The organism is Altericroceibacterium indicum, from assembly GCF_009828105.1.
Lineage (GTDB): Bacteria > Pseudomonadota > Alphaproteobacteria > Sphingomonadales > Sphingomonadaceae > Altericroceibacterium > Altericroceibacterium indicum.
The window spans coordinates 13,032-34,507 of sequence record NZ_WTYQ01000007.1 but is presented as its reverse complement, the minus strand read 5'-3'; the positions used below and the strand labels follow the sequence as shown (position 1 = coordinate 34,507).

Genomic DNA, 21,476 nt, shown 5'->3' with positions numbered 1-21,476 from the left:
GCATTCTAATGGCTGAAAGCGCCTGAGAAAAACGTTAAGGCCACAAGCATGGATATTGCACACACACCCGCTTCACCAGAAGGCAACCCTGAAATGGCTGATGCCGCATCTCAACCCAAGCAGCCGCAGCTTATTTTGCGATCAGATTATAAGCCGTTCCCTTGGCTTTTGCCGGATGTATCGCTCGACTTTAAGCTTAGCCTTGAAAAGACACGTGTTTCTTCACGGTTGGAGGTTCAGCGCAACCCCAATGCAGTCCCCAGCCCGGTACTGGAATTAAACGGTGACGGGATTACACCCCTTGAGGTTCTGATCGATGGGGAGGTGGTGAATAGCTGGGTCCTAGAAGATGATAAACTACTGATTTCATTGTCTGGTGAAGCCCATGCGGTTGAGGTGGTGACTGAGATTAACCCGTCAACCAACAGCCAGTTGATGGGGCTTTATGCGTCCAACGGAATGTTGTGCACGCAATGTGAAGCCGAAGGGTTTCGGCGGATCACTTTCTTTCCTGACCGGCCCGATGTCCTTTCCACCTATTCCGTGCGCATGAGTGGTGATTCGGTGCAGTTTCCCGTGCTTCTGGCCAATGGCAATTGCGTGGCTAGCGGGCGCCATCAGGATGGCACGCATTGGGCAGAATGGCATGATCCATGGCCCAAGCCTTCTTACCTTTTTGCACTTGTTGCAGGCGATCTGGTGGCCAGAAAAGACCAATTCACCACCATGAGCGGAAAGAACGTAGAACTCGCCATATGGGTGCGCGAAGGGGACCTAGAGCGTACAGAACACGCCATGGAATCGCTCAAACGTGCGATGAAGTGGGATGAGGAAGCCTTCGGCCGCGAATATGATCTGGACCTGTTCAATGTTGTCGCGGTCAGCGATTTCAACATGGGTGCGATGGAAAATAAGGGCCTCAACATTTTCAACACGAAATATGTTCTGGCCGAACCCGATACGGCAACCGATGGCGATTACGATGCGATCGAAGGCGTGATCGGCCATGAATATTTCCACAATTGGTCGGGTAACCGAATCACTTGTCGTGACTGGTTCCAGCTTTCCCTGAAAGAGGGTTTCACGGTTCTGCGCGATCAGCTTTTCAGTCAGGATATGGGATCTGCCCCGGTCAAGCGGATCGAAGATGTCAGGGTGCTGCGTTCGATCCAGTTCCCGGAAGACAGTGGCCCTCTGGCCCATCCGATCAGACCGGATTCTTTCCGCGAGATTTCTAATTTCTACACATCCACCATCTATAATAAGGGTGCTGAAGTCATCCGCATGATGCGGACGATGGCCGGAGAAGAGCGTTTCCGCAAAGGCACGGATCTTTATTTTGACCGGCACGATGGCGAAGCAGCGACGTGTGAGGATTTCGTCCAATCCATCGAGGATGGCGCGGGGCTTGATCTCACGCAATTCCGCCTCTGGTATAGTCAGGCAGGCACACCCAAGGTGACTGTCCGGCAGGAACAGGATGGCACCACAACAAGGCTTCATCTGACGCAGAGCGTTCCGCCCACGCCGGGCCAGATGGACAAGAAGCCGATGCCCATTCCCTTGGCGCTTGCTCTGTTTGATCGGCAAACGGAGGAACATCGCGGTGAAGAACTGATCGTGCTGAATGAAGCTGAGCAGAGCTTTGAATTTTCCGATTACGATGCAGCACCGATCATCTCGCTTAACCGAGGGTTCTCGTCCCCCATCTCCATTGAACGCAATGTCCCGCGGGAAGATCTTGTGTTCCTCGCCGCCCGCGATGATGATCCTTTCGCACGCTATGAGGCGATGCAGGATCTGGTCGTCAGCCATCTGGTTTCTGCTTTGCGTGGGGTGTTGTCTGATGCAGATCGAGCTGACGGTCAGGAAGCCATTCTGAAGGCCTTTTCAGCTATTCTGGAAGATTCTGCGCTCGATGATCTGATGCGTGGTGAATTGCTGATCCTGCCAAGTCCGGCCTATCTGTCCGAACAGCTTGAAACCAGCAATCCGCAAGCCATTCACGAGGAGAGAGAGCGACTGAAAGCGTGGCTGGGTACGCAATGTGCTGGCCAGTTTGAAGCGCTGCACCAGAGGGCTAGTGGCGGTGCTTATAGCCGTGATGCAGCGGCCCGAGGGCTTCGCAAACTCAAGGCTCAGGCCTTGATTTATCTCGCGGCTGGCTGCCCCGAAAAAGCAGCAAAAATGGCAGCGGCGCAATATCATTCAGCGGATAATATGACTGACCGGCAAAGCGCTCTGATTGCGTTGGCCGGATTGGACGTGCCTGAGCGGGAGGAAGTGCTGGATGCCTTCTACAAGCGCTATCAGGGAGATGCCTTGGCGATCGACAAGTGGTTTTCCATTCAGGCACAATCACTGCACCCCAAGGCGATCGAGCATGTAAAGGCGCTGGCTAAGCATCCAGATTTCACACTCAAGAATCCCAATCGTGTGCGCTCGCTCTATATGGCTTTTGCTGCCAACCCTCATGCATTTCATGCCGCTGATGGGGAAGGGTATCGGATGATTGCAGATTGTATTCTGGCACTTGATCCGATCAATCCGCAAACTGCGGCACGCTTTGTCCCGCCACTTGGCCGGTGGCGGCGTATTGAGCCGGGCCGCGCTGCACTAATGCGGGCAGAGCTCGAACGGATAGCTGATGCCAAGCAATTGTCCCGCGATACGTTTGAGCAAGTGAGCCGCAGCCTTGGTTGAGCCAGTTGAAATATTCCGTGCGGCTACGCTTTCGGGTGTGCCGCACGGTTTTTTCGGACGTCGGGGTGGTGCCTCAAAAGGCGTTGTCGCAGGGCTCAATGTGGGTATTGGCTCGGATGATGATCCGGCAACCGTTTGTGAAAATCGCGGCCGGGCTGTTGAGGCGGTTTTGCCAGGTGCTGACCTTGCCACTGTCTACCAGGTTCATTCTGCTCGCGCAGTGATTGCTGAAAGAGGCTGGTCGCTTGATAAACGGCCGCGTGCCGATGCTTTGGTCACCGATCAGCCGGGCGTTGTGCTTGGGATTGTGACGGCCGATTGTGCGCCGGTACTTTTCGCAGATCACCAGGCCGGTATTGTCGCGGCGGCCCATGCCGGTTGGCGCGGTGCCCATGGCGGTGTTCTGGAAACGACTATCGATTTGATGGAGATGCTCGGCGCCGTGAGAGGGCGTATCTGTGCAGCGGTCGGCCCAGCCATCGCGCAAGACAGTTACGAAGTGGACGATGGCTTCAAAGCGCAGTTCAATGCTTCAGATGATGTCTTTTTCAGACCGGGCGCCGCAGGGCATTGGCAGTTCAACCTGGAAGGTTACGTGATGGCCAGATTGCAGGCGGCAGCGATTGGCAGTGTCACGGGACTGGCGATGGACACCTACACAAACCCGGATCGTTTTTTCTCCTATCGCCGGGCAACTCATAAGGCTGAGCCAACATATGGACGGCAGTTTTCTTTAATAGGTGTGCAGGGTTGAGCCTTGGATAGTGAGAAAAAATGCCTGTTGGCAATAAAGGCATGCTCGGTTATTCATCATAATCAGGTCGGCATGTGAAGCGAACGAAATATCGTTTTGCTACGGTCTCCTGAGGGGGCAACTCATAGCACGGCTCGTAATGGATTTCTGATTTTGTCTTCTGAAAAGCGGGCAGGATCAAACAGGGTAGGGCATGGCTGATGGCAACAAGCACTGGCACCCCGCAAGGAAATGCGGTGGCCCCAGAAGCGGGTGAGAATGGCGTCCGTCGGCGTGATTTCATCAATATAGCAGCGGTTTCGGCGGCTGGTGTTGGTGGAGTGGCAACGCTGATCCCGTTGGTGAGCCAGATGGCTCCCTCCAAGGACGTTCTTGCGGAAAGCACGACTGAGCTGGATATTTCTTCAATCGAGCCGGGGCAGGCGATCAAAGCGGTGTTCCGCAAGCAGCCGGTGTTTGTGCGCAATTTGACACAGAAGGAAATCGATGAGGCAAATGCCGTGCCGCTTTCCATCCTGCGCGATCCACAAACGCTGGCTGAACGGACGAAAGAAGGCCACCATAACCTTCTCGTAACCATGGGCGTATGCACGCATCTGGGCTGCGTTCCACTAGGGGCGGCTGAGGGTGAGAACAAGGGTGAGTATGGCGGGTATTTCTGCCCGTGCCATGGTTCAAGCTACGACACGGCAGCGCGAATTCGTAAAGGCCCGGCCCCATCCAATCTGGTGGTTCCGGACTATCAATTCACCACTGACACCACCATTCTGATCGGCTGAGGCAAGGAGAAAGATCATGAGTTTCCCCTGGGCCAAGCATTATGCTCCCAAGCATCCGCTCACGCGCTTCTTGGATGAAAAGCTTCCGCTTCCTCGGCTGGTATATAACGCCGTCGGTGCTGGCTATCCGGTTCCGCGCAACCTCAACTACATGTATAATTTCGGTGTTCTTGCCGGTTTCTGTCTGTTGTTGCAGATTGTAACGGGCGTGATTCTGGCGATGCATTATGCGCCAAATTCGCTGGTCGCTTTCGGTTCAACTGAACATATCATGCGCGATGTAAACTGGGGCTGGATGCTGCGTTATGGCCATGCCAATGGTGCCAGCTTCTTTTTCGTCGTTGTTTATCTCCACATTTTCCGCGGTTTTTTCTATGGCTCTTATAAAGCGCCACGGGAAATGATCTGGCTGCTGGGCGTGGTGATTTTTCTCCTGATGATGGCCACCGCTTTCATGGGCTATGTGCTTCCATGGGGGCAGATGAGCTATTGGGGGGCCAAGGTGATTACCGGCCTGTTCAGTGCAATTCCGCTGGTGGGTGAGCCTTTGCAGGTATGGCTTCTAGGCGGTTATGCTCCAGACAATGCGGCGCTCAACCGCTTCTTCTCGCTGCACTTCTTGCTTCCGTTTGTGATTGCAGGCGTTGTGATCTTGCACATCTGGGCGCTTCATATTCCCGGTTCGACCAACCCAACCGGAGTTGAAGTGAAGAGCGAAAGCGACACTGTTCCATTCCATCCTTACTACACGGCAAAGGATGGCTTCGGACTGGGCGTCTTCCTGATTTGCTATTGCGCTTTCGTTTTCTTCCTGCCGAATTATCTCGGCCATCCAGACAATTACATCGAAGCCAATGCGCTTTCTACGCCTGCGCATATTGTGCCTGAGTGGTATTTCTGGCCGTTCTACGCCATTTTGCGCGCTTTCACGGCAGACATCTTCTTCATCCCTGCCAAGCTGATGGGGGTGCTGGCGATGTTCAGTGCCATTCTGGTGTGGTTTTTCCTGCCATGGCTGGATAACTCACCGGTACGTTCGGGGCATTATCGCCCCCTGTTCCGTAAGTTCTTCTGGTTCGGCCTGATTCCAACGATGGCTGTACTGTTTTACTGCGGGGGAGCGGCTGCGGAAGAACCCTATGTGATGCTGAGCCAGGTGGCGACAGCCTATTACTTCCTGCATTTCCTTGTCGTTCTGCCGATTGTGTCGAGGATCGAGAAGCCTAAGCCGCTACCTTTTTCTATCACCGAAGCGGTGTTGGGATCGGATAATAAAGCCGTTCTCAGCGAAAACGCGAAATCTGCCGTCTAATTGGGCGCGAGGGGAGAGTAACAGCCATGATCCGCTTTATCGGAATCGCAGCCGGCGCCTTCTTCGCCCTTTCGGTTCTCTGGGCTTTCGTCACAGGCGCCTATTCGGCGGCGACGGAACCAGCACCCGAAACGGCAGAGCACGCCTTTCACAAACATCCCAAGGAGCTTCATCTGGCCAGTGATGGCCCCTTTGGTACTTGGAATCTGGAACAGCTTCAGCGCGGCTATCAAGTTTATAAGGAAGTTTGCTCTGCCTGCCATTCGCTCAAATTTGTCGCCATGCGTGACCTTGAACAGCTCGGCTATTCAGAAGCTGAGGTGAAAGCGGAGGCGGCCAGTTGGACTGTACCCGGGATTGATCCGAATACAGGTGAAACCACCACCCGTCCGGGGGAGCCAACGGATTATTTCCCATCACCCTATCCTAATAATGTCGCCGCTGCGGCAGCCAATAACAATGCTATTCCACCAGACCTGTCTTTGATGACCAAGGCGCGCCACGACGGTTCAGCCTATGTCTATTCGCTGCTGACCGGATTTCAGCAGCAGCCGACGGAATTGCTGAAAAAGTTTCCCTCCGCGAAAACGCCTGAAGGGCTGCATTACAACCCCTATTTCGCCAATCTCAATCTGGCGATGGCACCACCGCTTACGATGGATGGGCAGGTCACTTATGCCGATGGCACAAAGGCAACCATCGATCAGATGGCGCAGGATGTATCGGCATTCCTCACATGGACGGCTGAACCGACCATGCCCAAGCGCAAGCAAACCGGTTGGCCGGTTCTGGGCTTTCTCCTTTTTGCCACGATCCTTGCTTATATGGCAAAACAGCAGATATGGTCGAATGTGAAGCCCGCAAAGAACAAGCAGGACGATTGATCTCATCCTGCAAACGCACAATGGGCGCCCCTTCACCTTGACTGGTGAGAGGGGCGTTCTTCATTTGGAGCCTTGTATGGACCCCGCAGAACTGAAAGCGATTGTCCGCACTATTCCGGATTTTCCGAAGCCCGGCATATTATTCCGAGATATCACCACACTGATCGCCCATGGTCGTGGCTTTGCCGCGACAATTGATCGTCTGGTAGACCGTGCCTTGATGGCTGATGCTTCAGCGGTTGCAGGGATTGAGGCGCGTGGTTTCATCTTCGGTGCTGCGGTTGCTGCGAGATTGGGGATTGGCTTCATTCCTCTGCGAAAGCCGGGCAAGCTACCGATGCCAACAATCGGTGTGGATTATCAGCTTGAATATGGTGAAGCGCGGCTGGAGCTTGATCCGGGCGCTGTAGAGGATGGTGAAAAAGTCCTGCTGATGGATGACTTGCTGGCAACGGGCGGAACGGCACTGGCCGCTGTTGATCTGCTCCGGCAGGCGGGCGCACGTGTGCATCATGCATTGTTCGTGATCGACTTGCATGAACTGAAGGGTGGTCACCTTTTACGCGAAGAAGGGCTCGATGTTCAGGCTATCATGCAATTCGACGGCGAATAGCCACTCTTGCCTTCGTCACGCGTTTGGAGCTGCATAAAACATGCAGAACTTTTCGAAACACGAACAACCCTTTCAAGGCGCGCTGAAAAAGGGCAGGCTGCACTCAGAATATTGTAAGCAAACAGATGTGTTGATGGCACCTCGGGATAGATTCCCAAGGCGAAACATTAAGACGTTGCATAATTGGGCGATAGGTAACGGGCGGTAATGGAACATCAGGCATTTATCATAGCCCTTGTGGGCATGCTTGGCATCGGTGCCCAATGGCTCGCATGGCGCACAGGCTGGCCAGCCATTGTGCTGATGCTCGCTGCTGGTTTCCTTGCTGGTCCGATCTTCGGAATCATAAACCCCAATGCTGCTTTTGGGGAAATGCTCGAACCGATGATTTCCATCGGCGTCGCACTCATTTTGTTTGAAGGTGGGCTCAGCCTCGATTTTCGAGAGTTGAAAAAATATGGTGAGGGTGTTTCCCGCCTGGTGATTTTCGGCGTTCCGCTCGGCTGGTTCTTTGGCTCTCTCGCCTGCTATTATGTGGCCGGGCTGGTCTGGCCAGTTGCAATCCTGTTTGCCGGGATTCTTGTGGTGACAGGCCCTACGGTTGTTATGCCGCTGCTGCGCCAGTCCAGCATTCAGCAACGCCCTGCGGCCATCCTGCGGTGGGAAGCCATCGTCAATGATCCATTCGGCGCATTATGTGCTGTGATTGCCTATGAATATTTCCGCCTTTCTGCGGATGGGGCAACTGTGTTCGAAGTTGTTCCGCCTATGCTTATTGCAGCGGCGCTGGCCGGTGTTGTTGGCTATGCTGCGGCATGGGTCATTTCATGGGCTTTCCCGCGCGGTAAGGTCCCGGAATATCTGAAAGTGCCGGTCCTGCTGGTCACCGTGGTCAGTGTATTTGTTCTATGTAACATGATCGAGCATGAAGCCGGTTTGGTGGCTGTAACGGTTATGGGCATTGCGCTGGCCAATATGGATGTGCAGTCGCTGCGCTCCATCCATCCGTTCAAACAAAACATTGCGGTTCTGCTGGTATCGGGAATTTTCATTCTCCTATCCGCTTCACTCAATTATGAAGCGGTGCGTCAGTTTGAGTGGCGCTTCGGTCTCTTCCTTCTTGCTCTGCTTTTTATTGTGAGGCCCGCCACGGTGCTGATCAGCTTACTGTTCAGTAAAGTGCCGTGGAATGAACGGCTGTTCCTCGCATGGGTGGCACCGCGTGGTATCGTTCTTGTCGCCATCTCAGGCCTTTTCGCATTGCGCCTCAGCGAGTTGGGATATGCGGACGGGTCCATTCTCATTGGGCTGAGCTTCGCTGTAGTGGTTGCTACCATCGTTGCGCATGGTTTTACCGTGGATATTGTGGCGCGCTGGCTGAAGGTTAAGGGGGCCACTCGTCCGGGCCTGTTGATCGTTGGTGCAACGCCCTGGACGATCTCGCTGGCTAAGCAGTTACATGATCTTGAAACACCAGTGATGTTGGTGGATGCTAGTTGGCAGCGTTTGAAACCTGCCAGAGCGGCTGGATTGCCGACCTACCATGGCGAGATTTTGAACGAAGCAACGGAACATAATCTCGACTTGTCGCCATTTCAGGTGCTCGTTTCAGCCACTGAGAATGAGGCTTATAACGCGCTGGTATGCAATGAATTCGCTTTCGAAATCGGACGCGATGCTGTGTATCAACTGGGCGAAAATGCGGGCGATGAAGATCCGAGAGCTTTGCCCGATTCCTTGCGTGGACGTGCGCTTTTCACATCGGGTTTCAGCGTTACTGACGTCCATCAGCGTCATCTTGAAGGATGGGTATTCCGCAAGACGCGCTTATCCGACAGATTTGATATGAAGGCAGCTAAGGAAAATTTACCTGATGCTGCCAATATGCTGCTGTTGCTTCACCCGGATGGAGAAATGCGGTTTTTCACGCATGCTTCCGCACCAGAACCGCGGCCTGGCGATACGGTAATTTCATTCGCGCCGCCTCGAACGAAAACCCCTGAGGAGCAGGCTGCGCGCAAAGCGGCGCGATCGGGCGGAAAAAAGCAAGGGTCATGAGGAGAGAACAATGAGCAAAGAGATTTCATTGCTATTGCCGATGATGGCTGTGTTGCTGAGTGTGACAGCTTGCCAAGATCATCAAGAGGCCTCTCCTGCGCCAGAACCCTCGGTGCAGCAAAACCCTCCGGTAGAGGTTGAGCAAACCCCCTCAGCGTCGATTATCCGGCCTGACATCACGCCAGAACCGGTGATTGACGTGCCCCCTCCGGCACTTGAAACACTGGTTGGCTTCCCTGAAGGCGGAACCAAACTGGATGGGGCGGCCATAGCGGAGTTACAGCGGGTGCTGGCATCAGATCAGATGTCTCGCGGCTGGCCGATTATTTTGCGCGGTAATACCGATTCTGTTGGGAATGATGAAGCCAATCTCAGGGCATCGAAAAAGCGTGCTCAGGCGGTCGCCGACTATTTGATCGATAATGGAGTCGACAAATCACGCATTCAGGTGATTGCTCTTGGTGAACAGCGCCCGCTCAAACCCAATGCCAAGCTCGACGGCACACCCGATGAGGAAGGCCGCAAGGCCAATCGGCGTGTTGATGTAAGGATTGACCCTCCTGAAAATAGCGAACCGGCGACTGAACCACAGAAAAATTCACCTGAAAGCCCGGATAGTAATCCTGACGCTTGACGAGTGAGGTATCTCGGTGGCAAGCGGGTGCCACCCAAGCGGGTATAGCTTAGTGGTAAAGCACCAGCCTTCCAAGCTGGCTATGCGGGTTCGATTCCCGCTACCCGCTCCAGCCGCCCTTCCCACGATTTCCCGGATAGCCTATAAAGCCCGCAGAAACCTTTGGGTTTCGTGAGTTTATGGTCCCAAATTTGCTCTGAAAATCTCGCTGCATCTCCCGCCAGAGGGGGCCAAAGCGGGGGCCACAGGCAAATCGGACAATTCGATTGGCCCCCATCTGGGGGCCACTTGGCGGGAAAGGCCTGAAATCATGCCGCTAACGGATGTCGCGATTCGAAACGCAAAGCCGAAGGAGAAGCCCTACAAGCTGGGCGACACGCTTGGGCTGTTTCTGCTGGTGCAGCCTTCAGGCGGAAAGCTCTGGCGCCTCAAATACCGTTTCGAGGGTCGCGAGAAGAAATTGGCAATCGGAACCTATCCGCAATTGGGCCTCGCAGAAGCCCGTAAACGCCGCGACGAAGCAAGAGACCTGCTTTCGCTGGGTAGGGACCCGTCGCGAGAAAAGAAGCGCGAGAAGCTGCGCTCTCAGCTCCAGGCCGAAAACACCTTCAAGGCCATCGCCGACGAGTTCTGCAAGAAACGGCGAAAGGATGGAGCGAAGGCTTGGGCGGAAAGCACGGCGACACGAAGCGAGTACCTCCTCTCGCTGCTCGATGGTTCCATCGGCCATCCGATCAGCAAGCTTGCCATGCAGCTTGCCCCACATGTGTTCGTCCGGCCCGGCGAACTGCGCCACGCCGAATGGGCCGACATCGATTTGGAAAGCGCTCTGTGGACCATCCCGGCAAGCAAGACGAAGATGCGCAAGGATCACCTTGTCCCGCTCTCTCGCCAAGCTGTGGCGATCCTGGAAGAGGCCAAAGCGTTTTCCGGCCCGGACGGATATGTCTTCCGCTCGATCCGAACCCGGCTTCGCCCGATGAGCGACAATACGATCAACGCTGGCTTACGCCGCTTGGGCTACACAAGCGACGAAATGACCGGCCACGGCTTCCGCGCAATGGCATCGACCCTGCTCAATGAAAGCGGCAAATGGCACCCCGACGCCATCGAACGCGCGTTGGCCCACGGAGACAGCGACAAGGTCCGCGCTGCCTACCATCGTGGCGCGCACTGGGATGAACGCGTGAGAATGGCCCAATGGTGGAGCGACTATCTCGACCAGCTTCGGAAGGGCGCAGATGTCGTGCCGATCGCTGCTGGCAGAAGCTGAAGGCCCGCAAGAATCTGCCCAAATTCCGTGGATCTTAGACAACTCATGCAGTGGGCCAAGAACGTTAAAAATTTTCAATGTGTTATTCGTAGGAGAGTGGGCTGCGGATCAGTGCAAACCTGCTCAACTCGTTGGCGGGTTAGTTTCGCCCAAAACGCATTTATGACGATGAACCAATGCATTAAATCCCGAATTCGCGGGGTAGGGTGTGCTCGCCAGATTACGTTCGACGCGAGTGTGCGTTGGGTAAAGCGAGAACCTTTGTCCGCACCCTTTCGAAAGCGATGAGTGGAGGTAGAGCCGCGCGGCGATTGAGCGCCGCGAGTGGCAGCATTGCGCCCAATCACAGCCATTGAAGCTCCGCCCCCGCGTGCCTGAAAGCAAACATCGAAAGTGGCTGTGCGCCGAGGCTAAAAAGGTTGGATGAGCCGGATTGGCAGGCAACGGCTACACTGTTGGAAAAGCAAGATTTCGAGAGCGTCGGCGTGGACTTCCCTGTCTTACCCGTTGTGGACGTTCAAAAGTGCATCATCGACCTGCAGTTTGGGGCAGAGAAATTTATTCAGTTGACGTCTTCTCACGTGTCCAACGGCAATTTACCCTTTGAACCAGTCCCGCGAGAAACCGCCTTGATCGCGCGCCACACCTGCTTCTTCGAAGGCTCGGGAATGGATGTGATATCGTCCCTGACAGAAGCGAGGAACGATTTGCCGTCGTGCCGTTTCGCTATTGTACCAAGGATGCGCTCCGCGTCACCGGCCCTTGCGGCTGCGAACGCTACATCTCTCGGTCTCCACTTCGAATGCAGGGCTGCCTCCACCAACGCCTTGCGCGCAATCTTGCAGCGGTCCCAGTCCAAAAACATAAATACGATCGAGAGGAAGTCAGGCAGGCGCTCCTGCTGTAGCTCCCTATATACCGGCGGGAACACTGCCACTAGCAGCGCCGACGCCGAAGGCCCCTTTTGCTCCATGACATACGGCAGCAACCGGGCGGCGGCGCGAACGAAACCCCGCTTGTTCACTGAGGCCGAGTCCCAGAGCAGGCGGGAGGCAGCCTCCGCAGCCTGATATGAGATGTCCAAGATCGGACGAGCCATGATCGCATTTGCCAGCAGTTCTGGGTCCGCTAGCAGACGCTTGCGTGTCACCGGAGCGGCTGCATCCAGCGCGATCAGGTTGCGATTCATGATCGCTGTTGTGGCGGCTGTGAGCCCTACGCGGATTGCGCGAGCGCCATCCAGTTCCGCGCCCACCCGATCTAGGAGGTTTGCGAGCAGCTTGTCTCCACTCGGGTCGGGCTTCCTGACCAGCGCTTCCTCGATGCACCTCGCAGCGAGGACGCTGCCTCGGCGGCCGGCAAGCGTCGGCAAGATCTCTGCAACGAGTGGCAGAAGTTCTTCCGCAGGCAGAGGCACACATTCGACGATGCGCGCTAGAAGTTCGCTCGAACCAGAGCAGCCACTGATCGCTGCACGAATCCTACTAAGGGATTCAGGGCTGTCGATGATCGTCCGCAGCTGGCCTGCGGACGCCCCAGCTAGAACTCCTTGCAGCAGGGTTGAACGGCGCGGATCGGCATCATCGAGGACGTCGAGAATCCAGTCAACATCCGATGGCGTCGGTCGGAGCAGATCCATCATCATCGAATCGACGGGACCTGACGGGTCCGCCTCGACGACGATATCGCGCACTGTCCGCGTTGCGCCCGTCTTGTAAGCAGCTTCCACCAATACGTCGTTGAGTGCGGAACTCCTGAGCCCATTCAGCCGACGTAACTGGGCAGCCTCTGATGCGACCTCGTCGGCAGAGGACTGCGACAGGCAGTCGCGCAGAAGTTGCGAATGCCTGTCTGCCGCAAGATGAGGCAGCATGCGGAGGTGCGCCTGTGACCTCTCCTCCGTCGTAGCTTGGGTCAGGCTTTTGGCTAGAGGCCCCTCAATCCCAGCGTCTGATCTGAGAGACTTGGGGATCAGCTCGGGCGTCGCCAACATAATCTTCATCAGATCTTTGCTGGAAAGGTTCGCTAGCATCCGCAACACCGGCTGAAATGGTTCGACGGCTGAGAGCCCCCGAGCGATACCGCTTAGGAGAAAGTCTCCGCCGTCCTCCCGCAGTAGCACCGGGACGGCAGCTACGGCATCGACTGGGTGCTCTGTGGCCAGCGAGGAAGTCAACGACCGAATCGAGCGCGCCAGCGAGAGGCGCCATCGCGTGTTCCCCAGTTTCGTGATGAGCAGCTGCAGGAAGCGCCACGCCTCGGCTGGTGGGAAATTGGTAATCGCCGCCTGTGCCGCTCTAGCAAGTGCCGGTTCAAGCCCCGTGACGAGGTCCACCTTCCGGGAAGAGCGCGTGTTGGCGATGTCCAGCAGACCTAATGCGGCATGCGGCTCGTCATCGACCTTCGCGGACAGCTCTTCCCAGAGCAGAGACAGTCGCAGCGCTTGTGGACTCCCCTCTTCATCTTCTGCCAGCTCCCCAAAAACATCTAGCCCCGACAGGGATGGGTGTGGCGCTCGGAAGACGGCGTCGACTATCCGCGACGCCCAGTGATGCCTGGGCACACTGACCTTACTGCCGTCGATCCGACGCCCCTTCCAGTCGGAGAAGTTGGGTCGGGCATCGACAGGGGCAAAGACCAGATTGAAACTCTTCTTCGCGATAGACCGAGGTGAGTTACAGAAGGTCGAGACGGTGAAGCGGCGACGCATAGAAGGCCAGGCGGCGGTGAGGATGCGAAGCGCAATGGCATCGGGCGCCGTCGCCCCGAAGACCGCGACCGCAGACGCGTCCTCTAGGAAGAGTGCTTCAATCAACTCGATCCCTGCGCCATCTACCGAAGGTAGAGGCCGAGCCTCCGATGTTTCGACAGACAGTCGCTTGCATGGGAGAGTGGGTCCCACCTCGGTGACGACCGCCGCTAGCGCCCCCGGATCTGAACCTGACATCCAGTCCGGCATCGGGATGAGAAGCGATCGCGTCCGGACACATCCGGCGCGAGGCGCTTCCCTGTCATGCCAAGTCTTCGCAAGCACATAGTGAGATCCGCTCGGCAGCGGGTAGCAGGTCAGATACGGTGCGAACCTTTCCCCCGGCGCCAACGGACCGGCAAGGTCCGAAAGCCGATCGACGAGATCCTGATCTCGTGCAGGCAGCCGAATGGTGCCGGACAGCAGTTCGTGTCCGTGCATATATCCATGAAGCTGCTGGTCGATAATCACGTCCGCGCTCAGTCACCAAGGGCCCAGGCGAGCGGAAGCGTGACGTCCGGGTCGTGAACCAGAACGCCGTTCCGCATCACCGCAGTATAACCCACTTCTGACAGATCCCGTCCCTTGAGGGAATCGCGGAACAGCTTGTTCGGTGCACCCCGCAGGTTGCCGCCGACGATCGACATTCCGAACAACTCGATGTCCAGCCGTCCGGGCGTTTTGATCCTGCCTGCCAGCATGGGGAACTCGTTTTCAAGATACTGCATCGGGCTGGCGGCCGTCGCGTCACCGTCGAGCATGTCCCAGGCCGTCACCACCACCGCGACGCGCGGCTTACTGCCGTCAGGCCGCTTGCGGAGCAGAAGCTCCAGGTAGCGCAGGAGTTCACAGAAGCCGACCTGCGCCGGGAGCACATCCCGCTTCTGTACCACATTAGACTGATCTCCATCATCGGCCTGCTTGGTACCGGGTTCGGCCTCCATCGGCGGCACGGCGACGACGACGGTTTCCACCTCCGCATCCTCCTGCACAGTCGCCTTTGGCGACCTAGCGGTCTCTATCGGCTCGCCGTCCTCATCCTCATCGTCACCGTAAGTGTCGTCGTCGTCGTCAAGGTCGTCGTCATCCTCGTCCTCATGGCCTTGGAGGATCTCGCGCGCCGTGACCCAATCCATGGGCTGCAGATTGAATTTCGAATGCGCGCGTACGAACAGAATAGCCGAGGACGAGTCTTCAAGCGCCTCCATCCAGTCCTTTGGCAACTCGTAGGTCTTGATTGCCCGGGACCAAAGTTCGCCTGTGATGTCTGGGACGGTCAGATTTCGAACCTCGCCTGTACCATCCTCGCCGCAGACCTCGATGCTGAAGTCGCGCCGCCCGCTCTCGTCCATGTTGGTGTCGCTGCGCGGAGCGAATTGGCGAGCCTGGAGATACGCCACCGCTTGATTCACATATTCTATGTTGGCCGGCAGGTTCTTCGCCCGGAGTTTACCCTTCCTCGCGGCGAAGGCTAGCCAGAGCCGGGCGATGTAGTTCGTCTTGCCCGAGGCTGGTCCCCCCACAAGAATGATCGATCCATTCTTCATACATCCCTCCGGTAAGATGCCAACTTCCGATCATTTGAAGCGGGGTCAGTGTCCGGCCAGAAGTCAGGCGGAGGCGGTCCTGCTGTCAGGGTCATGTTGAAGAGTTCGGCTACGCCTTCACCCGGAACGATGTCATCGTTCCAGGAAAATGAGGCGATGGGGGCGATATCGACCTCGAAACCGAAGCTCCTACCGCATTCGAGAAGGATCTCTGCCTCGGCCTGAGGGAACGCCACCTTGTCTTGCCATGTCGGCACGACAATCAGATGGGGACGGGTCTCTTTCAGCAGGTTCGCCAACCTTTCGATCAGGAGTTTCGCCCGGTATCTCGCATGCGCAACTCGTCCCGCGTTGGCGAACTGTCGGCCGTCCACCATGATCCAGATCACGCTCGAAGCCCCAAGAAATGCAAAACGTTCGGTATCGTCACGGTCGATGAGCAAGCGCGACCACTCGCCCGGCAGGTCGGGCAGCAACATATCAAATATGCGATCATCCTCATCGCGGCGGAGGCGGAGGTGGAGGAAGCCCGCTTCGCGATCATTCGAAAGCGTTGTGTGGACTGTGATCTGCTCGGGTGGATTCCCCTTCTGCCACGTGCGGCTGGCTCGCGTGATTTCCTCGAACGCCCGCAGCGTGTCGCTGTCGGCATAGGAAAATCCCTTAAAGGAGCCGTTGGACAGTAGGAGGTAAGCGCTCACCAAGGCGGCGGTCTTGCCCGCACCCGCAAGCCCGACGATACCCACCAAACAAGCAGGCCTGCTTTCCGTTATGGCATTGACCTGCGCTACACCCAGCGTGCGACTTGCGGGCAGGCTGCGCAGACCGTCATCGGGCTCTGTCAGCACCGGAGTGCCGACGTGAACTGCGTCTGCTCTAGATGCGTCGTCCTCGTCTTCTACGTCAACCGCCCCGTCGTCCGCATCCTTTTCGTTCTCTTTGTCTTTGTCATTTCCCTCATCGAGTATAGGACGGTTCTCACAATCGTCCGGCGGATTGCCTAGCACGCAGGTCTTCGTGGCGTTGAAGGTGCAGCTGGAATTCTGGCAGGGTCCGCGCATTACGCCGCTCCAGCTGTCCGGCGCTCCATCGCGATGATAGAGGCCTCAAGAAGCGCCCGAGCACCCCAGTCCCTTGCATCTAACTCGAGGGCGCAGGTGCTGGCGATTTCGCTAGAAGCCAGTGTCGCCACCAAGGGAAAGACGGCCGGTAGTTGCACGGCCCACTGGCCTTCAAGCGATTTGCCGAGTTCCTCCCGCTCAGCGCCGAGCGCCTCCACCAGCGCCTTCAATGAAACGCGTTCGGTCACGTCGACCCTGCGGAGTACGGCATGGCGGAAGCCATCGCCGGGCAGCCTGCGCAGCAGCGTTGCTCCCTCGAGACCCGACGCAATCGCGCGACAGTACGGCTTGCGATCGGAAAGCGAACCCGCAAGTAGGCCGCTGTATTCGCCGAGCACCCACCACAAGAAGTCCAGTTCTTCCCTATCCAGATCCTGGTTCTCCTTAAGAGCCTTGATCACGGGGGCCGTCGCCTTTCTGTAGGCTGAGTTAGCGCGTGAGCCAGCGGCGTCGTTCTCAGGGATCGTGAGTGTACCGACATCAGGAACCTCTTGCCGCTGCCTGGCGGTATGCGCGACATGCCTGACGCGAGCGCGGCAAGCCTCGATCAGATCCTTGCGCAGCTCCTCCATCTTGGGATGCTCGTGCTGGTCCTGAAACGTCAACGCCGACCATAGGGATGCGGCGAGCGCGTCCGCGGGGCTCCAGCCATTGCCGTCAATGGTTGCCTCCTGCACCAACACGCGCGCGGCGACCGCCAAACAGATCACTGCCTGTTGCTCATTTCCATTCAGGACGAACGCGGCGCTCCTATCACTGATAGCCTTCTCCGCCTCCTGCGAAAGATTTGTGCCCAACTCGGCGCCGCCAAAGCTTGCGGCGATGGCAGCCGCTGCCTCTACGGCCTCTCGAGTAGTGAGTTTGGAGAGGCTAGTCGTGAGCGTTTCGACCGCGTGATTGCGGGCCAAAACATCATCATCCGTCGGCTGCGGCCAGATGATCTGGGCGTACTTGGCCATTCTGCTCATGCAGTTTCCCCCTTGCGTTCAATCTCAGCCGACGCGAGCATCCGCTCGATTTCGTCGGCCCTTCCTTGTCTGACCGCCCGACGGAACAGTCGCCGTTCCATCGAGTGGTCCATCCTGCCTTGGGCTTGTCGTATTATGCCAAATGCGACGAATGCCGCCCGCCGTTGTTCGTCATCCAGCAGTTGGAAGAATCGGATCTGAAGATCACGAGTGTCCTGCGTAGGTTCGGGCTCTGCCGACACCGGATCCAAAGGCTCGACCGGTTCGATCTCCTTCTCCGCCACATAGCGGTCGTCCGCCGAATAGGATGGCCCAACACCCTCGTCGATTTCCGCTATGCCGTCACCTTTCGCTTCGGGAAGTTGTGCCGACGGTTCCTCAACGAGCTCGGGTACGATCTGCGCATGACCGTCCTTCTGGACTTCGGGCGGAGGGGCCTTCTTGAAGTTCGGCGACGCCAGGACCTGCCGTTCGTCCCGGTTTTCCATGAATTCGTCGTCTCGCTTAAACCGCGCCATGCCTTCGTCCCAGGTTCGGGGATTTATGGTCACGGCAAGCGAGTCCTGTGCTTCGTCCCACTCGAAGGCTAAGATGTTATACTTGTATGTGAAGCCGTTCTTAAAATCATCTGGCGCCGTTGCCCCTGCGGCCAGCATCATGAGGTCACGCCCTTCCTCTACCTGATGCACATCCAAGTGCGGGAAGTGCTCATGACCCGATATGAATATGCGGGCGCGACCGCGAAGGAAGCCGCGTGCTTTGTCGGAATCCTGAAACCAGCTGAGGGGATGATGCGACAGGACGACGATCTCAACGCCGTCCTCCTCCGGCAGGATGCGCTGCCGCGCGCCGAGAATTAGCTTCCCCTTGTTGTCTTTCATGGAACAAGTGAGAGCAGAGTTCAAACGGACGAACCTGATTGCTCGACCCTCTGCTAGATATAGCTTTGCGCTCTTAGAGATGCCGCCGTTCAGATCGAGTTCGCACCTGTAGTCCAAGGCGAAACCTTTGTAGGCGTCAAACCGCTCATAAAGCGACTTACAGTCATCGGCATGATCGAGGTGGCGATCAAGCCAAGCCTCTCCCCCGGCGTGAAAGGCGAAGAGTACGGTCTCCAACGTATTCGTAATCGCATTCCGGTCGATATCGTGATTACCTGGCACCATTTGCACGTCGGTGCGTGCGCAGCCGATCGCGTCGGTCAGTTCGGCAAGCCATTTCCCCGCATCAGAGTATTCCGCGTCTTTGCCCGAATAGGCGATGTCGCCGGTGACGATGACCCCCGCCGCCTCGACGCCGAAATTGGCCACTTCATTCCGAGCGTCCTCAATCAAGCACCTTTTTGCATCGTCGTTCGATGCGACCATGCCGCCATCCTTCTCCTGACCGAAATGAATGTCGGAAACATGGACAAATACAGCCTTCAAAACTGGCCCCCAATCAAGGCGACAACGCGCAATTTTCGTAACTTAAGCGAATATAGGGCCGCCGCTGCGTCGGCGCTAGGGGCGCCAACATCCACGCTCAATTGACACCGCATTATTCTTTGCGGAATCTATCTTGTCAGTTTTAGATCTGCTTGGTCAGTCTGATCTATGCAGCAGTGATTTATCGGAGATTCGATGCGCCGGAATGGCAGCTTTCCCTTCGATGCCATTGTGCTCCGGACAATCTCCTTTTGGCCCAAAAGTAGCCTCAGACGCCAACAAGGCTGCAAATCCACCTGAGAACGATGGGTGTCCGGCAAGCATTTTGCCCCACATTTCTGGGTCGTCCACCGCAGCTTGAAACATGAGCACACCGTACGCAGTAAGACTGCCATGGTATGGGAAAAAATGCCGTAAAATCAGTGCGTGAGATGTTGGGGGTGCTCGGCAGCAGGCATGCTGTTGAAGGCCATCCGGTCCCCGCAAATGACGGTAACTCCGCGACTTTTGAGGGCAGTTTTGCTAGTGACGATTGCCATATGGTCCCCAGGCGGCGAAAGCCCGGGCGCCGGGCACTGCTCGATGGTAATTTCGCGCGGCGCAAGCTGCCGCTTCGCGAGACCTAATATTGCATCTGGGATACCGAGCTTGCCGGGTTCGGCCTGCGTGTCAGGCCGAGCGGCAATTACTTCTGGTTTGTCCGCGTGCGTCATCGCGGCAAGCATCGCCGGATTTCGCTTGGCCGAGCTTCAACCGCGCCGTGCCGGTTCTCGCCTCGCTCATGAAGTATGCCGAAGCGCTTCGAATGCGCCGCAAGGGATCGAACCCTTGCCGGGGAATGCCGCGCTTCAAGCGCCCGAAGATGGAGCGATACCTCACACCTGCAGAGTATCGCCGCTTGGGTGCGGATTTGCGCAAGGCCGAGGCTGAGCATCCCATCCCGGTTGCAATAGTGCGGCTGCTGATGTTCACCGGCGCACGGTTGGGCGAGATCAGATTTCTTCGATGGGGAATGGTGAAACCGCCCCGGCTCGTGCTGCCCGACAGCAAGACCGGACCAAAAGTCATCTGGCTCAACTCACAGGCGCTGAAGGTATTGGCAGGATTTGACCGCGGTGAAGACGACGCGCTGGTGTTCGTCAACTCACGGGGCAAGCACCCGGTCAACATCGAGCCGTGGTGGTACAATCTGCGCCGACGCTGCGCGATGCCCGATTTGCGCGTCCACGATCTACGGCACAGCTTCGCTTCGACCGCGATCATGGACAATGTGCCACTCGCCACTATCGGTAAGCTGCTTGGCCACGTCTTGCCGGAAACAACAGCGAAGTACGCGCATCTGTCCGATGACGTGATCGGCGATGCCGCAGAGCGCATTTCTGGCTCGCTGGCACAGGCGATCGGACTGCGGTCATGACAGCCGCCAGCCTCAAGCGCATTGTCGAAGAGGCGCTGGCCGAGGTTGGCGCATCGGTAAACTTCAGGCTCGTTCCCAAAGGCAAGGCACGGACGACGACCTGGCTCGGGATTGAGCACGGCTTTGGCATTCGTCACTATCCCAGCGGGCGCAACGTCTACATCGTGCAGAGGCGTGGGGGTATCGGCTGGAGAATACCAACCCGTGCCGGTCGATCCGACCGAACCGCAAACGTCAATGCGAGCGGTTCCTGACGGTTGAGGAGCTTGGGCGCGTGGGGATCGAGCTCGCGAAGCTGCGTGAGAGCGACGACCTGACCGCCCGCTGCGAGGGCGCGGCAATCTTTTTGCTGTTGCTGACCGGCTCCGGTCGCGAACGGGTGAAAAATGCGCGAGAGCCAATTGGTCATTGCGATTGTCGTTCACCCAATAAGCCGATATTCGTAGCCAATGCTTTGGAATGTCATAGACAAACGAACGAAGCCCTATCGCTGGCGTGAAGTGAATGCGATTGTGGAGGCAACAGAACATGACAATTCCTGCGAGGATGCCGATCAAGCGCCAGAAAGCGATCCCGCAAAGACCGTCGATTATGAAGCACTTGAAGCTGTTTCTGTCGCCGAAGCGGTGAAATGGGCTGAAAGCCAACCATGCCCGGTTACTCTTTACCTCTACGATCTCGGAAGCGGATTTGCAGACGAGGAACATTTTGCAAATCTCGAAGTCCGTTTCGAGAGCAAGGCGTGACGATGAGCGCAAGAGTCTCGAGCGTAAGAATGCTGACCACGTCTCTTGCAGCTTTCATCTTCGCAATCGCTGCTCCTGCATTCGCGGGTGAGCTTGCCGGCCCAGCGCGCTTTTGTGGTTACTCGCCGATCATAGACCTTATCGAGGGTGAGACAGTTGTAACCTTGCAAGGGGGCATTCATGGCGGCAGCTTCCGCTGGGAAGGAGCGTTCGGATCACTTGAGGTAAATGGAATTGGCTGGGCAAGCCGTCCGAAAGGCCGGATCGTCTCCGAGCAAACTGACGCCCGGCCAGCCCGGTTTGCCCAGCGACGAACGGATGGCCGCTATCAGATAGCCATCTGGAACGGGCGGCATGGAGCCGCCTATTTCACTTCTCCTAACCGTTTCACCCGGCAGCAGATCGAAGCAATTGAGCGGGTGCGCCTGTTCGAGGAAGGCGAGACGCCAGAGGGCTGCAATTTGCGCACGGTGTTCTCGTGGGAATGATGC

At 56.9% G+C, this 21,476-nt stretch carries 20 protein-coding genes, 1 tRNA gene and 1 pseudogene; 15 read left to right on the top strand and 7 right to left on the bottom strand.

From position 1 onward, the window contains the following. The first annotated feature begins 48 nt into the window (after nt 1-48). The 10 genes from pepN (at nt 49) to GRI39_RS14050 (ending at nt 11,010) form a co-directional block, all read left to right on the top strand. Complete coding sequence (pepN, locus tag GRI39_RS14095; RefSeq protein ID WP_160740380.1) at nt 49-2,703, top strand: aminopeptidase N; 2,655 nt, start codon at nt 49-51, stop codon at nt 2,701-2,703. Next, nucleotides 2,696-3,457, top strand: coding sequence for a peptidoglycan editing factor PgeF (gene pgeF / locus GRI39_RS14090; protein WP_160740379.1), 762 nt, complete (start codon nt 2,696-2,698; stop codon nt 3,455-3,457). Before pepN ends, pgeF begins: the two co-directional genes overlap by 8 nt. Nucleotides 3,458-3,657: 200 nt before the next feature. Then, complete coding sequence (gene petA, locus GRI39_RS14085; protein WP_160740378.1) at nt 3,658-4,236, top strand: ubiquinol-cytochrome c reductase iron-sulfur subunit; 579 nt, start codon at nt 3,658-3,660, stop codon at nt 4,234-4,236. A gap of 16 nt (nt 4,237-4,252) precedes the next feature. Then, on the top strand, nt 4,253-5,548 hold the full coding sequence (locus GRI39_RS14080; protein WP_160740377.1) for a cytochrome b: 1,296 nt from the start codon (nt 4,253-4,255) through the stop codon (nt 5,546-5,548). A 26-nt stretch (nt 5,549-5,574) separates the two neighbouring features. Then, on the top strand, nt 5,575-6,432 hold the full coding sequence (locus GRI39_RS14075) for a cytochrome c1 (protein ID WP_160740376.1): 858 nt from the start codon (nt 5,575-5,577) through the stop codon (nt 6,430-6,432). A gap of 76 nt (nt 6,433-6,508) precedes the next feature. After that, nucleotides 6,509-7,045, top strand: a complete 537-nt coding sequence (locus GRI39_RS14070) for an adenine phosphoribosyltransferase (RefSeq protein WP_160740375.1) — start codon at nt 6,509-6,511, stop codon at nt 7,043-7,045. Nucleotides 7,046-7,252: 207 nt separating this feature from the next. Next, a complete protein-coding gene (locus GRI39_RS14065) occupies nt 7,253-9,103 on the top strand; it encodes a cation:proton antiporter (RefSeq protein ID WP_160740374.1) in 1,851 nt (616 codons plus the stop codon). A 10-nt stretch (nt 9,104-9,113) separates the two neighbouring features. Then, nucleotides 9,114-9,737 (top strand): OmpA family protein, encoded by a 624-nt coding sequence (locus tag GRI39_RS14060; protein WP_160740373.1) that lies wholly within the window; start codon nt 9,114-9,116, stop codon nt 9,735-9,737. A gap of 38 nt (nt 9,738-9,775) precedes the next feature. Next, nucleotides 9,776-9,849, top strand: a tRNA-Gly gene (locus GRI39_RS14055). Nucleotides 9,850-10,047: 198 nt separating this feature from the next. Further along, on the top strand, nt 10,048-11,010 hold the full coding sequence (locus GRI39_RS14050) for a tyrosine-type recombinase/integrase (RefSeq protein ID WP_160740372.1): 963 nt from the start codon (nt 10,048-10,050) through the stop codon (nt 11,008-11,010). Nucleotides 11,011-11,587: 577 nt separating this feature from the next. On the opposite strand, the gene GRI39_RS14045 is transcribed toward GRI39_RS14050, so the two are convergent. The 7 genes and pseudogenes from GRI39_RS14045 to GRI39_RS14020 form a co-directional block, all read right to left on the bottom strand. Continuing rightward, nucleotides 11,588-13,825: a hypothetical protein gene (locus GRI39_RS14045; RefSeq protein ID WP_160740371.1), complete on the bottom strand. Its 2,238-nt coding sequence runs from the start codon at nt 13,823-13,825 to the stop codon at nt 11,588-11,590. A gap of 111 nt (nt 13,826-13,936) precedes the next feature. Then, nucleotides 13,937-14,230 (bottom strand): annotated as a pseudogene (locus tag GRI39_RS14845) (GAP1-N1 domain-containing protein); the annotation flags it as partial. 8 nt (nt 14,231-14,238) lie between these two features. Next, nucleotides 14,239-15,306: a TRAFAC clade GTPase domain-containing protein gene (locus tag GRI39_RS14040; RefSeq protein ID WP_160740370.1), complete on the bottom strand. Its 1,068-nt coding sequence runs from the start codon at nt 15,304-15,306 to the stop codon at nt 14,239-14,241. Continuing rightward, nucleotides 15,303-16,367: a TRAFAC clade GTPase domain-containing protein gene (locus GRI39_RS14035; protein WP_160740369.1), complete on the bottom strand. Its 1,065-nt coding sequence runs from the start codon at nt 16,365-16,367 to the stop codon at nt 15,303-15,305. Before GRI39_RS14035 ends, GRI39_RS14040 begins: the two co-directional genes overlap by 4 nt. After that, nucleotides 16,367-17,395 (bottom strand): GTPase-associated system all-helical protein GASH, encoded by a 1,029-nt coding sequence (locus GRI39_RS14030; protein ID WP_160740368.1) that lies wholly within the window; start codon nt 17,393-17,395, stop codon nt 16,367-16,369. Before GRI39_RS14030 ends, GRI39_RS14035 begins: the two co-directional genes overlap by 1 nt. Further along, nucleotides 17,392-18,822, bottom strand: a complete 1,431-nt coding sequence (locus GRI39_RS14025; RefSeq protein ID WP_160740367.1) for a metallophosphoesterase — start codon at nt 18,820-18,822, stop codon at nt 17,392-17,394. The genes GRI39_RS14030 and GRI39_RS14025 overlap by 4 nt, the downstream gene beginning before the upstream one ends. Before the next feature lie 156 nt (nt 18,823-18,978). Continuing rightward, nucleotides 18,979-19,188: a hypothetical protein gene (locus GRI39_RS14020; protein ID WP_160740366.1), complete on the bottom strand. Its 210-nt coding sequence runs from the start codon at nt 19,186-19,188 to the stop codon at nt 18,979-18,981. 266 nt (nt 19,189-19,454) lie between these two features. Here GRI39_RS14020 and GRI39_RS14790 point away from each other — a divergent pair, with 266 nt between their 5' ends. The 5 genes from GRI39_RS14790 (at nt 19,455) to GRI39_RS14000 (ending at nt 21,473) form a co-directional block, all read left to right on the top strand. Beyond that, nucleotides 19,455-19,607, top strand: coding sequence for an Arm DNA-binding domain-containing protein (locus GRI39_RS14790; RefSeq protein ID WP_343033355.1), 153 nt, complete (start codon nt 19,455-19,457; stop codon nt 19,605-19,607). Between the two features lie 20 nt (nt 19,608-19,627). Next, the gene (locus GRI39_RS14015; protein WP_246205102.1) at nt 19,628-20,239 is read left to right on the top strand and encodes a tyrosine-type recombinase/integrase; all 612 of its coding nucleotides are present in this window, start codon (nt 19,628-19,630) and stop codon (nt 20,237-20,239) included. Then, entirely contained in the window at nt 20,236-20,493 is a 258-nt protein-coding gene (locus tag GRI39_RS14010) for a hypothetical protein (RefSeq protein ID WP_160740365.1), read from the top strand. Before GRI39_RS14015 ends, GRI39_RS14010 begins: the two co-directional genes overlap by 4 nt. A 195-nt stretch (nt 20,494-20,688) precedes the next feature. Next, nucleotides 20,689-20,985 (top strand): hypothetical protein, encoded by a 297-nt coding sequence (locus tag GRI39_RS14005; RefSeq protein WP_160740364.1) that lies wholly within the window; start codon nt 20,689-20,691, stop codon nt 20,983-20,985. A 2-nt stretch (nt 20,986-20,987) separates the two neighbouring features. Further along, the gene (locus GRI39_RS14000) at nt 20,988-21,473 is read left to right on the top strand and encodes a hypothetical protein (protein WP_246205101.1); all 486 of its coding nucleotides are present in this window, start codon (nt 20,988-20,990) and stop codon (nt 21,471-21,473) included. Nucleotides 21,474-21,476 lie beyond the last annotated feature (3 nt).